The organism is uncultured Paracoccus sp., from assembly GCF_945915435.1.
Classification (GTDB): domain Bacteria; phylum Pseudomonadota; class Alphaproteobacteria; order Rhodobacterales; family Rhodobacteraceae; genus Paracoccus.
Map to the genome: position 1 here is coordinate 48422 of NZ_CAMEFG010000011.1, position 13959 is coordinate 62380.

Annotated in this window: 5 protein-coding genes; 4 read left to right on the plus strand and 1 reads right to left on the minus strand. The window is 69.5% G+C overall.

Translation table 11 applies throughout. The features are described 5' to 3' along the window. Positions 1 to 85 precede the first annotated feature (85 nt). Genes Q0O97_RS05715 through Q0O97_RS05730 form a run of 4 tightly spaced genes read left to right on the plus strand, consistent with a single transcriptional unit; the run spans position 86 to position 12703 of the window. Positions 86 to 6370, plus strand: coding sequence for a type I polyketide synthase (locus tag Q0O97_RS05715; protein ID WP_294926108.1), 6285 nt, complete (start codon positions 86 to 88; stop codon positions 6368 to 6370). Then, complete coding sequence (locus Q0O97_RS05720; RefSeq protein WP_294926110.1) at positions 6367 to 7365, plus strand: glycosyltransferase family 2 protein; 999 nt, start codon at positions 6367 to 6369, stop codon at positions 7363 to 7365. The genes Q0O97_RS05715 and Q0O97_RS05720 overlap by 4 nt, the downstream gene beginning before the upstream one ends. Continuing rightward, complete coding sequence (locus Q0O97_RS05725) at positions 7362 to 12041, plus strand: MupA/Atu3671 family FMN-dependent luciferase-like monooxygenase (protein ID WP_294926112.1); 4680 nt, start codon at positions 7362 to 7364, stop codon at positions 12039 to 12041. The genes Q0O97_RS05720 and Q0O97_RS05725 overlap by 4 nt, the downstream gene beginning before the upstream one ends. Before the next feature lie 23 nt (positions 12042 to 12064). After that, positions 12065 to 12703, plus strand: a complete 639-nt coding sequence (locus Q0O97_RS05730) for a 4-phosphopantetheinyl transferase (protein WP_294926115.1) — start codon at positions 12065 to 12067, stop codon at positions 12701 to 12703. Here the strand turns inward: Q0O97_RS05730 and Q0O97_RS05735 are convergent. Next, entirely contained in the window at positions 12654 to 13850 is a 1197-nt protein-coding gene (locus Q0O97_RS05735; RefSeq protein WP_294926117.1) for a glycosyltransferase family 4 protein, read from the minus strand. The two genes, Q0O97_RS05730 and Q0O97_RS05735, sit on opposite strands and share 50 nt — an antisense overlap. Positions 13851 to 13959: the final 109 nt, after the last annotated feature.

Consider the following 13959-nt stretch of genomic DNA (forward strand, 5'->3'; position numbering starts at 1 on the left):
GTAATATATAAGCGAAAAGTCGCCGCCGCCTGATATTGTCCGGGCGCATCACGGCAGGCGCCGGTTTGTTAGCGAGGATCGTATTATGACATTTGACCTGCCCAAGGCCGAAGCGACCGATATCGCCATCGTGGGCATGGCCGCCCAGCTTCCCGGCGCGGCGGATGTCACGCAATATTGGGAAAACCTGTGCGCGGGCGTCGAATCGATCCGCCGCCTGTCGCCCGACGACCTGCTGGCCGCGGGCGAATCGCGGGCGCGGATGCGCGATCCGAACTATGTCCCCTCGGCGGCGGTTCTGGCGGAATACGACGGGTTCGATGCGGAGTTCTTCGGCCTCTCGCCCAAGGAAGCGGCGATCATGGACCCGCAGCACCGCAAGTTCCTGGAAACCTGCTGGCACGCGCTGGAAAACGCCGCCCATACGCCCGAAGGCTTCGACGGTCCCATCGGGGTCTGGGCCGGTTGCGGCATGGGCAGCTATTTCTACTGGAACGTCTGTTCGAACCGCGATCTGGTCGATGGCGTGGGGCATTTCCTGCTGCGCCATACCGGCAACGACAAGGATTTCCTGTCCACCCGCGCCAGCCATGTCTTTGACCTGACCGGGCCAAGCGTGAACGTGCAGACCGCCTGTTCGACCTCGCTGGTGGCGATTCATACGGCCTGCCAGGCGCTGCTGGCGGGCGATTGCGACATGGCGCTGGCGGGCGGCGTCACCATCGAGATGCCGCACGGGCTGGGCTATCTCTACAAGGAAAACGAGATCCTTTCCCCCGACGGCCATTGCCACGCCTTCGACCATCGCGCGCAGGGCACGGTATTCGGGTCCGGCGCGGCGGTGGTGGTGCTGCGGCGGCTGTCGGATGCGCTGGCGGACGGCGACCATATCTGGGCGGTGATCAAGGGCGGCGCGGTCAACAACGACGGCGCGGCCAAGGCGGGCTATCTGGCCCCCAGCGTCGAAGGTCAGGCGCAGGCCGTGGCCGAGGCGCTGGCAATGTCGGGCGTGAGTTCGGACAGCATCGGCTATGTCGAATGTCACGGCACCGGCACCGCCCTTGGCGACCCGATCGAGGTCGCCGCGCTGAACCAGGGTTTCGCGCGCGTGCAGGACGGTGCGCGCAAGGGGCCGTGCTACATCGGCTCGGTCAAGACCAATATCGGCCATCTGGATACGGCGGCGGGCGGGGCCAGCCTGATCAAGACCGCGCTGGCCGTCCATCACGGGCGCATCCCGCCCAGTCTGGGATATGAGCGTCCCAACCCCGCCATCGACTTTGCGGGCGGGCCGTTCCGGGTCGCCGACCGGCTGACCGACTGGCCGGGACTGCGGCGGGCGGGGGTGAACTCGCTGGGTGTGGGTGGCACGAACGCGCATGTCGTGCTGGAACAGCCGCCCGCACCCGCCGCGCTGCCCGAATCGGACTGGCCCTTCCATATCGTCACCGTCTCGGGCCGGACCAAGGCGGCGCTGGACGCCAATAGCGCGGCGCTGGCCGAATGGCTTGAGGCCAATCCCGGCGTGGACATGGCCGATCTGTCATGGACGTTGACGCAGGGCCGCCGCCGCTTCGACCGCCGCCGCGTGCTGGTGGCCCGCGACGCCGATCAGGCCGCGCGGCTGCTGGACAGTCCCGACCCGCAGCTTGTCTTCGACCATCAGCCGGTGGGCGAGGGCGCGGGCGTGGTCTTCATGCTGCCCGGCGGCGGTGCGCAATATGCGGGCATGGCGCGCGACCTTTACGCGACCGAGCCGGTCTTTCGCGACTGGATGGACCGGGGCCTTGCCCATCTGGCGAAGCTGAGCGGGCAGGACATCCGCGCCCTCTGGCTGCCCGCGGATGCGGATCGCGAGGCGGCGGACAGGCAGTTGCTGACGCCTTCGCTGCAACTGCCCTTGCTGATGATCACTGAATATGCGCTGGCGCAGTTGTGGATGGGCTGGGGCGTGCGTCCCGCCGCGCTGATCGGCCATTCGATGGGCGAAAACACCGCCGCCTGCATCGCGGGGGTGATGTCGTTTCAGGACTGCATCGGCCTTGTCCACCTGCGTGGGCAGTTGATGGACAGCGTGCCTGCGGGCGGCATGGTCAGCGTCGAACTGGACCCCGATGATTTTGCCGGCGACCTGGGTGATCTGGATCTGGCGGCGGTCAATGCGCCGGGGCTTTCGGTCGTGTCCGGCCCCAACGACAAGCTGGAGGATTTCGCGGCCCGCATGGCCGCGCGCGGGATCGAGGTGCAGCGCATCGCCATCGCCATCGCCGCCCATTCGCGGCTGCTGGATCCGATCCTTGGCCGGTTCCGCGACTATCTTGCGCGGATCGCGCTGAACGCGCCGCAGATCCCGATCATCTCGAACCGCACCGGCCTGCCCCTGACCGAGGCGCAGGCGACCGACCCCGATTATTGGGTTGGCCACCTGCGCGGCACCGTGCGCTTCGCCGACGGCATCGACCATCTGGCGCGTCAGGGCGATCACGTTTTCCTTGAGGTCGGGCCGGGCCGCGCGATGAAGGTCATGGCGCAGGCGCACCCGGATGTGGGGGCGCATCAGGTCGTCTCGACCCTGCGCCACCGCGACCATGCGGTGGGCGACGACGTTTATTTCATGCTGGCGCTGGCGCGGGTCTGGGCGGCGGGCGTCGAGATCGACTGGGACCAGATCTGGGGCGGCGTCCGGCGCCGCCGCCTGCCGCTGCCGGGCTATCAATTCCAGCGCAAACGCTATTTCATCGAGCGCGCCACCCCCCAGGCGATGGTCGAGGGCGCGGATGAGTTGTCGCGCATCGACGACCCCGCCGCCTGGGGTTGGCGGGTGGCGTGGCGGCAGGCCGCCTCGGGGGTCGAGATCGGGGCGGATGGCCAGCCCGTGACCGATTCCAGCCGCCGCCATCTGGTCTTTCTGGATGATGAGGGGCTGGGTCAGCGGCTGGTCGGGCATCTGCGCGCGGCGGGCCAGCCGGTCGCGACCGTCCAGCCCGGCGACCGCTTTGCCGATCTGGGCGAGTGCGGCTTTACCCTGCCCCCCGAATCCGACCGCGAGGGGTATGAGATGCTGCTGGCCGCCCTTGCCGCGCAGGACATGGCGCCCGAACGCATCCTGCATCTGTGGTCGGTCACGGATCAGGACCGCATCCGGCCCGGTTCAAGCCTGCTCAACACGCGGATGGAGCGGGGCTTTTTCAGCCTGCTGCACCTGGCGCAGGCGCTTGGCAGCGAATTGCCCGACGCCGCCCCCGATCTGGTCGCCTTCACCAATGACGCGCTGAGCGTCGCGGGCGAACCCGCCGCCCATCCCGAAAAGGCGACCGCGCTTGGCCCGGTCCGCGTGCTGCCCCATGAATCGCGGATGACCGCGCGGCTGGTCGATATCCGCATGCCGCAGGGCCGTCGCGCCGATGCCGCGCTGGACCGCCTTGCCGCGCAGCTTTTCGAGGAATCGCTGGCCCCCGCCACTGATGCCACCATCGCCTGGCGCGACGGGCGGCGGCTGGAACAGGCGGTGCGCCAGGTCGCGCTGCCCGACCTTAATGCGCCTGCGATCGCGCCGGGGCAGGTCTGCCTGATCACCGGCGGCTTCGGGGGCATCGGCCAGACCATCGCGCGCGACCTGGCGCGGCGCGGCGGCGCGAAGCTGGCGCTGATCACCCGCGACGCCGTGGACAGCCCGCGCGTGATCGCCGCCGTGACCGATCTGGAATCGCTTGGGGCCGAGGTCCTGCCGATTTGCGCCGAGGTCACCAGCCCCGAGGACATGCGCCGCGCCGTCGATCAGGCGCGCGCGCGTTTCGGCGGGGTCGATGTCGTGCTGCATGCCGCCGGGATCACCCGCGACGCGCTGATTGCGGCCAAGACCGACGACGACGCCTGGGACGTGCTGGCGCCCAAGCTGATGGGCACGCAGGCGCTGGCCGAGGCGCTGGCCGACCATCCGGCGCAGGCCACGGTGCTGTTTTCCTCGACCAGTTCGATCATCGGCGCGGCGGGTCAGGTCGATTACGTCGCGGCCAACGAATATCTGAACGCGGTGGCGCGCGCGGCCCCCAAGGGGTTCGGGCGCACGGTGGCGGTGAACTGGGGGGTCTGGGCCGATGCGGGCATGGCCGCCCGCGCCGCCGGTCTGGACCAGCAGGCGCAGGCCGAAGGGGCGCCCGTCGCGCGGCCCCTGCTGGACGACGCGCTGCCTTTGCCGGGCGGGCGGCAGTTCCGCAAGCTCTTGCGCATCGGCGACTGGATCATCGGCGGCCACCGCACCGCGCAGGGCCAGGCGCTGATGCCCGGAACCGGCTGGGTCGAGCAGATCGCCGAGGCCGCCGTGGAATCCGGCCTGCCCCTGCCGCTGGCGATCCACGACCTTGAGTTCATGCGCCCCGTGATGGTGGCCGAGGGCGGCGTGGCCCTGGTCACCGTGCGGGTCGTGGGCGAGGGCGAGCGGCTGCGCATCGACATCCTGGACGACCCCGAGGGCGCGCCGAACGTCTCTGCCCTTGTCGCCCCGGCGGATGGCGCGGCGGGCTTCCCCCTTGCCGTGCCTGGCGAATGGCAGCAGGACGGCGGCGGCAAGGCGCTGCCATCGGCGCAGGACAGCCAGATGCGCTTTGGCCCGCGCTGGCAGGTGCTGCGCCGCCAGCGCATCGACGGCACACAGGGTTGTGCGGAACTGGCGCTGGACGCGGCCTTCCGTTCCGATCTGGATCAGGGCTATATTCTGCATCCGGCGCTTTTGGACATTGCCACCGGCTGGGCGATGGAACTGATCGAGGGCTGGCGTCCCGACCACCTCTGGGCACCGATGAGCTATGGCCGCATCACCATCCACCGCCCGCTTGGCGGCCATGTCGTCAGCCATATCCGCAACGCCGGGGCGAATACGGCGGGTTCGGGCATGGCGGAATTCGACGTGACGCTGACCGATCCGCAAGGGCAGGTGCTGGTCGAGATCAAGGGCTTTTCCATCCGCCGCCTGCAAGGCGGTTTCGCGGGCGCCCCGCGCCACGGCGGCGAACGCCCCCTGACCCCGGCCGAGCGTCGGCTGCATCACAACATCAGCCAGGGGATTCCGGCGGCGCTTGGCCCCTCGATGCTGGAACGCGCGATGGCGACGGGGCTGGCGCAGGTCTTCGTGTCCTCGCTGGACCTGCCCGGTCTGATGGCCGAGGCCGCCCGGACCGAGGATGTCACCCCGACCGAGGGCGGGTTCGAGCGGCCCGACCTTGACGCCGACTTCATCGCCCCGGCGCCCGGCATCCAGACGGAACTGGCCGGGATCTGGTCGGAACTGCTGGGCATCGCGCAGATCGGCGCGGCGGACAGCTTCTTCGATCTTGGCGGGCATTCGCTGATCGCGGTCAGGATGTTTGCCGCCGTGCGCAAGGCGATGGGGCTGGATTTGCCCATCTCGACCCTGTTCGAGGCGCCGACCATCGCCCAGCTTGGCGCGCTGATCGAGGCGCGCATCGGTCCCCGCGACGGTGGCGCGGCCGAGGCGTCGCAGGCCGTGCGGCTGGTCTCCAGCGCCGATGCCCCGGCGCGGCGCTTCGTCGTCGATATGGGCGGGCGGGACGAGGCGACGCCCTTCTTCATGGTCGCGGGCATGTTCGGCAACGTGATGAACCTGCGCCAGCTTGCGCAGCGCCTTGGCGCGGACCGCCGCTTCTACGGGCTTCAGGCGCGGGGCCTGTTCGGCGACGACCCCCCGCACGAGGATTTTGCTGACGCCGCCCGCGACTATCTGGCCGAGGTCCGGCAGGTCCAGCCGCATGGCCCCTATCTGCTGGGCGGCTTTTCCGGCGGCGGGCTGATCGCGCTGGAAATGGCGCGGCAGTTGCACGAGGCGGGGGAAGAGGTCGCGCAGCTTGTCATGCTGGACACCCCCCTGCCGATGCGGCCCGCGCTGAGCAGGCAGGACAGGCTGCTGATCCGCCTGGCGGAAATGCGCGAGCAAGGCCCGGCCTTCGTCGGCAACTGGCTGCGGGCCAAGCGCGATTACCGCAAGGCTTTGCAGGATCGCGCGAATGTGGTCGAAAGCGACAGCGCCTTTCACGACCGCGAGATCGAGGCGGCCTTCTACCGCGCCTTGCCCAAGGTCCGGCTGGCCCCTTGGGATGGCCCGGTCGCCATGTTCCGCCCGCCGCTTGACCGGCGTTTCAAGGTCTCGGGCGGGAAATGGGTCACGGCGGGGCGCGAATATCTGTTCGAGGACAACGGCTGGACCCCGTGGATGCCGGGGCTGCGCGTGGTCGAGGTGCCGGGCGACCACGATTCGATGGTGCTGGAGCCGAACGTGCGCCGCCTTGCCTCGGTCCTGCGCGACATCCTGCGCGGGGCCGACAATAGCGATGCACAGGCAAGGGCTGCGGAATGAATAGCCCCGTCCTGCATACCCCCGTCCTGCACACCATCGTGCTGAACTTCCGCACGCCCGAGTTGTCGATCATGGCCGTCGAGGGCGCCCTGCGCGAGATGGAGGGGATCGCGGGCGGCGTCACGCTGGTCGATAACGATTCCGGCGACGGATCGCTGGAACGGATGCGGGCCGAGGCGCAGGCGCGCGGCTGGCTGGACGGCGACCGGCTGGCCATCGTCGGGTCGGGCCATAACGGCGGCTTCGGCGCGGGCAACAATTTCGGCATCCGTCGCGGCACACCCGACGGGCGGCGGGCCGATCTGGTCTATCTGCTGAACTCGGACGCGATCCCGCAGCCCGGCGCGATCCGGGCGCTGGTCGATCATCTGGCCGCCCATCCACAGACGGGCATCGCCTGCTCGCGCATTCGCGGCATGGACGGCGCGCCGCATCAGACGGCGTTCCGTTTCCCCTCGATCCTCGGCGAATTCGAGGGGGCGGTGAAAACAGGCCCCGTCTCGCGCCTGTTGCGGCGCTGGATCGTGGCGCTGCCGCAGCCGGATCGCTCGGTTCGGGTGGACTGGTCGGCGGGCGCGTCGATGATGATCCGCATGGATGTGCTGGATCAGGTGGGTCTGTTCGACGAGGGATTCTTTCTCTATTTCGAGGAAACCGACCTGTGCCGCCGCGCTGCCAAGGCCGGTTGGGAAACCCATTACGTGTGGGAAAGCGAGATCGCCCATATCGGTTCGGCCAGCACGGGGATGCAGAGGTGGGACCGCGTGCCGGATTACTGGTATGACTCGCGCCGCCGCTATTTCGAGAAGCACCACGGCAGGGCAGGGGCCTTGCTGGCATCCGTGGCCCATCTGGCGGGCGGCGGGTTGTGGCGGCTGCGCTGCCTGATCCAACGCCGCGACCCCGAGATGCCGCAGGGCCATATGGGGCGGCTGGCCCGCCACGCGCTGCGCCCGCAGGCGCGGCCCAAGCATGTTGAAAAGGTAAAGCCATGACCCAGTTTTCCGCCATCGTTATCGGCAACGAATCCCTGATGCGCCACGCGGCCGAGACCCTGATCGCGCGCGGCCATGACATCGCGGCCATCGTCACGCGCAACCCCGATCTGCGCGCATGGGCCGAAAAGGCGGGCCTGCGGGTCGAGGATCAGGATGCCCCCCCGCCAGATGCGCCGCAGGCGGACTGGCTGTTCAGCGTGGCGAACCTGTCGATCCTGCGCCCCGAGGTGCTGGCGCGCGGGCGTCTTGGCGCGATCAATTTCCACGACGGCCCCTTGCCCCGAATGGCCGGGCTGAACGCGCCGAACTGGGCGATCATCCAAGGCGCCGGCGATCACGGCATCACCTGGCACATGATCGAGGGCGGCGTGGACGAGGGCGACATCCTCGCACAGCGCAACTTTCCCATCGCGGCGGATGACAACGCGCTGACGCTGAACGCGCGCTGTTTCGCGCGCGGGGCCGAGGCTTTCGCCGACGTCGTGCAGATGCTGGAAAACGGCGCGCCGATCCGCCAGAAGCAGGACCTTTCGCAGCGGACCTATCTGGCGCGGGACAAGCGGCCCGACAATGCCTCGGTCCTGGATTTCGCGCAGCCGGTGCGGCGGATCCTGGATCTGGTGCGCGGGCTGGATCATGGCGGCTACTGGAACCCGCTGGCGGAACCCAAGCTGCTGCTGTCCTGCGGCGCTGTCCTGCCCGTCCTGCGGGCCGAGTTTGCCGAGGGCGCGGGCCAGCCGGGGCAGGTGTTGCAGAAGGGCGGCGACAGCGTGACGGTCGCCTGCGCCGATGGCGCGGTGCGGCTGGCGGTCGAGGCGATCACCGATGGGCTTGGCGGTGCGCTGCCGGTGCTGAGCGATGATCAACGCGCCGATCTGACGCGGACCGCCATGGCGGCGGCCCCGCATGACCCGTGGTGGCGCAAGCGGCTGGCCGCGATGCAACCGGCGGTTCTGCCGGGCGTCACCGACCCCGCCGCCCCGCGCCGGCGGGTCGAGATCGGCCCCGCTGATACGCCCGCCGCGCTGGCGGTAGTGGCGGCGGTGCTGGTGCGCCTTGCGGGCGTCAGCGAAACCGATCTGGCGCTGCGCCCGCAGGGGGCAGATGCCGCGCCGGGCATCCTGTCGGATTGGGTGCCGCTGAATGTCGCTGCCGCGCCGAGAACCAGCCTTGCCGCTTTGCAGGCCGCGCTGGAGGGGCAGTTGCACGACATTGCGCACCGAGGCGGCTTCATGCTGGACCTTCTGCGCCGCGCGCCCGAGTTGCGCGACCGTGCCCGCCCCGACCTTGGCATCGACCTGTCGGGCGGCGATGCGCCGGACGCAACCGCGCTGCGGGTCGCGCTGTCCGGCGGGCAGGCGTGGCTGGACTACGACCCCGCCCGCATCGCGCCCATGCGCGCCGAACGGGTGGCCGAGGCCATCCGCGCCGGGTTCGCGCTGCCTGCGGACAGCGCGCTGCGCGATATTCCCATGCTGTCGCCGCAGGAACGGCAGGACCTGCTCTATGCCCGCAATGAAACCGTCGCCCCGGTCGCGCCCGAGACGATGCAGGCCGTCATTTCCCGCGCGCTGGCCGCCGATCCCGACGGCATTGCGCTGGTGTTTGAAAACCGCCAGGTGACGCGGGCCGAACTCGACCGCGCCTCGAACGTGCTGGCGGCGCGGTTGGTGGAACTGGGCGTCGGGCCGGACAGGCCGGTGGGGATCTTCGCCCGCCGCTCGCCCGAAATGGTGATCGGCGCGCTGGCGATCCTGAAGGCGGGCGGGGCCTATGTGCCGCTGGACCCCGACTATCCCGCCGACCGCATCCAGATCTATGTCGAGGATTCCGGCGCCTCGGTCGTGCTTGCGCAAGAGGGGCTGGCGGACCTGCTTCCCCCCCACGGCGCGCAGCTTGTGACGATCCCCGCGCAGATCCCGGCGCAGGATGTGACGGTGCCCGATACCGGCGCGACCGGGGCGAACCTTGCCTATCTGATCTTCACCTCCGGCTCGACCGGGCGACCCAAGGGGGTGATGGTCGAACATCGCAACGTCACCAATTTCTTCGCCGGCATGGACGCCTTTATCCCGCATCGGCCCGGCGATGCCTGGCTGGCCGTGACCAGCCTGTCCTTCGACATTTCCGTGCTGGAAATCTTCTGGACGCTGGCGCGCGGCATCAAGCTGGTCATCGCGGGCGAGGAATCGCGGCTGGCCGTCAGCGGCAGCGGCCATCGCGGCGTGCCTGGCGGGATGGAGTTCAGCCTGTTCTACTGGGGCAACGACGACGGCCCCGGCCCGCAGAAATACAGGCTGCTGCTGGATGGTGCGCGGTTCGCGGATGAGAACGGCTTCGTCGCCGTCTGGACGCCGGAGCGTCACTTCCACGCCTTTGGCGGGCCTTATCCGAACCCCTCGGTTTCCGGGGCCGCGGTGGCGGCGGTGACGAAGAACATCAGCGTGCGCGCCGGGTCCTGCGTGCTGCCGCTGCACCACCCCGCGCGGGTGGCCGAGGAATGGGCGGTGATCGACAACCTGACCGGCGGGCGGGCCGGGCTGGCCGTCGCCTCGGGCTGGCAGCCGGACGATTTCGTGCTGCGCCCCGAAAACACGCCGCCGGGCAACAAGCCCGCGATGATTCAGGGCATCGACCAGTTGCGCCGCTTGTGGCGGGGCGAGGCCGTGCCCTTCCCGCGCCACGGCGGCGGCAGCCACGATGTGACGACCCAGCCCCGCCCGGTCCAGCCCGAACTGCCCCTGTGGATGACCGTCGCGGGCAACCCCGGCACATGGCGCGAGGCCGGGCGGCTTGGCATGAACGTGCTGACCCACCTGCTGGGCCAAAGCATCGAGGTGGTCGAGGAACGCATCAGGAACTACCATGCGGCCCTGCGCGAGGCGGGCCACGACCCGGCGGATTTCACCGTCACCCTGATGCTGCACACCTGCCTGGCCGAGGACCGGGAAACCGCCCGCGAAATCGCGCGCGAGCCGATGAAGAACTACCTGCGCAGCGCCGCCGCGCTGGTCAAGCAATATGCCTGGGACTTCCCCGCCTTCCGCCGCCCCGAAGGGATGACGAACCCGATGGCCATCGACCTCGGCAGCCTGACCGAGGATGAGTTGGACGGTATCCTCGAATTTGCCTTCCTGCGCTATTTCGAGGATTCGGGGCTGTTCGGCTCGCTCGATGACGGGCTGGCGCGGGTCGAGCAGTTGAAACGCATCGGCGTGGGCGAGATCGCCTGCCTGATCGACTATGGCATTGCGCCCGCGCAGGTCGTGGCGGGTTTTCCGCTGCTGGCGCAATTGCGGGCCGAGGTGAACCGGGGGGCCGAGGATGACGGCGATTATTCCATCGCCGCGCAGATCCGCCGCCACGGCGTCACCCATCTGCAATGCACCCCCAGCATGGGCCGGATTCTGGTGTCGGACCCGCTGGTCGCGCAGCAGATGGGGCGGCTGAAATGCGTCATGCTGGGCGGCGAGGCGCTGCCCGCGCCCCTGCTGGCCGAGTTGCGCCAGACCACCGACGCGCGCATCCTGAACATGTATGGCCCGACGGAAACCACGATCTGGTCCACCGTCGCCGATCTGTCCGGGGATGCGCCGATCACGCTGGGGCGGCCCATCGCGAATACGCAGGTCTATGTGCTGGACGGCGACGGCAACCCCGTCCCCCCCGACGGGCAGGGCGAACTTTGGATCGGCGGCCACGGCGTCACGCGCGGCTATTGGCGGCGCGACGACCTGACCGAGGCCGCCTTTCGTCCCGACCCCTTCGTCCAGCCCGAACGCGCCGCCCCCGGCGGGGCGCGGATGTATCGCACCGGCGATCTGGTCGAATGGCGGGCCGACGGGCTGCTGAACTACATCGGCCGTGCCGATCACCAGATCAAGCTGCGCGGTTTCCGCATCGAATTGGGCGAGATCGAGACCGCGCTGGCCGCCCTGCCCGGCATCCGCGAAGCCGTCGCCATCGTGCGCGAGGATACGCCCGGCGACCGCCGCCTTGTCGCCTATGTCACCGGCGAGCCGCCCGAGGAAACCCGGATGCGCGATGCCCTGACCGAACGCCTGCCCGCCCATATGGTGCCGGGCCGGATCGTGGCGCTGGACCGGATGCCGCTGACGCCCAACCGCAAGATCGACCGCAAGCAACTGCCGCCGCCGGGCGGTGTCGCGGCTTTGGCCCCCGCCCCGCTGGCCCCGCCCGTCGCGATGCCTGCGCCGGTGGCGCAGCCTGCCAACCTGCCGGCGACGCCCGATCAGGGGCCGGATCTGTCGCAGGCGCTGCATGGCATATGGGCGGAAACGCTTGGTGTGCCGCAGATCGGGCCGCGCGACAATTTCTTTGCGCTCGGCGGGCATTCGCTGCTGGCGATCCAGTTGCACCGGACGCTGCGCGACAAGCTTGGGCTGGCGCGGCTTGGGGTAACGGATATCTTCCGTTTCCCGGTCTTCGATGCCTTCTGCAAGCATGTCGCCAGGATCGCGCCAGCCGGGCAATCCGCGCCTGCCAGTCCCGCGACCCCGCAACCGGCGCCCGCCGTTCAGCCGGTCGCGCCGCAGCCCACCCCTGTTGCGGCACCGCCCGCGCCTGCCGCTGTCGCTGCTGCGGCTGGCCCGGTCGATGACATGATGGCGCGGCGGCGGGCCTTGCGCGCGCAGTTGCGTCGCAACGCTTGAGCGCGGCGGGGGAACTGGCGGCCTTGGCGCGGGCTCTGCTGCCGCCGGGGCTTGTCTGCGCGGTCCTGCCGCTTGCGGGACCGGCCCGGCCCCTGTTGCCCGCCGAGGCCGCCTGCGTCGCCAACGCCATTCCCCGGCGCCGGCACGAGTTCGCCATCGGGCGCATGGCGCTGCGGCAGGCGATCGCCGCGGCGGGGCTGGCACTGCCGGAAGCGACCCCGATCCCCGCCGCCGCGGATCGCGCGCCGGTTCTGCCCGACGGTATCCGGGCCAGCCTGTCCCATAGCCGCGCGCTTTGCATCGCGGTCGCCAGCCGCGATACCCGGCTTGCTCCGGGTGTCGATATCGAGATGCTGGATGCCGATCTTCCCCGCGATCTCTCCGCGCAGATGCGGCCCTTCCGGCTGGGACCGGGGGTCGATGGTCACGGCGGTTTGCTGCCCTTTTCGATGAAAGAGGCGATCTATAAAAGCCAATATCCCGAAACCGGGCGGTTCCTGGACTTCCCGCAGGCGGCGGTGGTGCTGGGGCCGGGGCGGATGCGCGCGCGGCTGGCCTGCGGGGCCTTCCTGTCAGGGCGGTGGGGGGTGGCGGCGGGCCATCTGCTGGTGATCAGCTTTCGCGCGCGAACAGATCCGCCAGCATCCGGGCCGAGCGGTTGACGTCGTGCCGGGCCAGCACCCGCGCCCGCGCGGCCTGTCCCATCTGCGCAAGCCGGTCGCGCGGCAGCGTGGCGATTCGGCCCATTTCCTGCGCCAGCGCCCGCGCGCTGCCGGCGGGGACCAGCCAGCCCTCGGTGCCCGGACGGACAAGTTCGGGGATGCCTGCGATATAGGTCGCAAGGCAGGGGCGGGCGCTGGCCATCGCCTCCATGATGACCACCGGCAGGCCCTCGGCAAAGCTGGGCACGACCAGCAGGTGCGAGGCATCCAGCGCCGCCCTGACCCCGTTTTCGTCCTGCCAGCCCAGCAGGTCGACGGCGCCTTGCATGGATTCCCGTGCGATCACCGATTCGATCTGCCCCCGCAGCGGTCCGTCGCCCACCAGCGACAGGTGCAGCGCCGGATTGGCGCGATGCGCGGCGGCGAAGGCCTTGATAAGCAGGCCGAAACCCTTCTGTTCGGCAAAGCGCCCGATGGCGACCATCCGCAATTGCGGACCGGGGGGCATGGGGGCGGGATCGGACCAGCGTTCAGGCTCGATCCCGCAATGGACGACCTCGATCCGGTTCCAATCGGCGGGATCGGCCCAACGCGACAGTTGCGAGCGCCCGAAGCTGCTGACCGTCACCGCAAAGGCCGAAAGCGCAAGCTTGCCGCCAAGGTCAAGCGCCTCGGGGCGGTCGAATTCCTCGGGGCCGTGGATGGTAAAGCTGAAGCGGGGACCGCCCAGCAGATGCGAATAGGCGGCGACACGGGTTGAATTGGTGCCGAAATGGGCGTGGATATGGGACAGGCCAAGCGCATTGGCCCGCTGTGCCACGGCGGCGCCTTCGGCAAGGTAGACGATCTGGCGGGCCAGCGACGATTCGCCAGCCGCGGCGCGCTGCCGGGCCAGCCGCAATGCCTGCGCCATGCGGCGCGAGGGGTGGCGAAGCAGGCCCTGCAACAGCCGCCGTGCGCCCTGTTCCAGGATACGCTCGGTCACCTGCTGCTCGGCCAGATCGGCGGGATCGCGCAGGGCCTGCGCATCGCCGCGCATGGCGAAACGGTGGACCGAGACCCCGATTCGCTCAAGCGCCGCGATCTCGCGCCGGATGAAGCTGTGCGAGGGGCGCGGGTAGGTGTTGACGAGATAACCGATCTTCATTGGGCAAACATTAATCTACTTGAGCGTGTGTTCCGTCTGTCGTATTCGTGATCTTAGGCAGTTGTTTGCCGATCATATCCTGGCTTGCGCGATTTTGGGCCAGTATCGA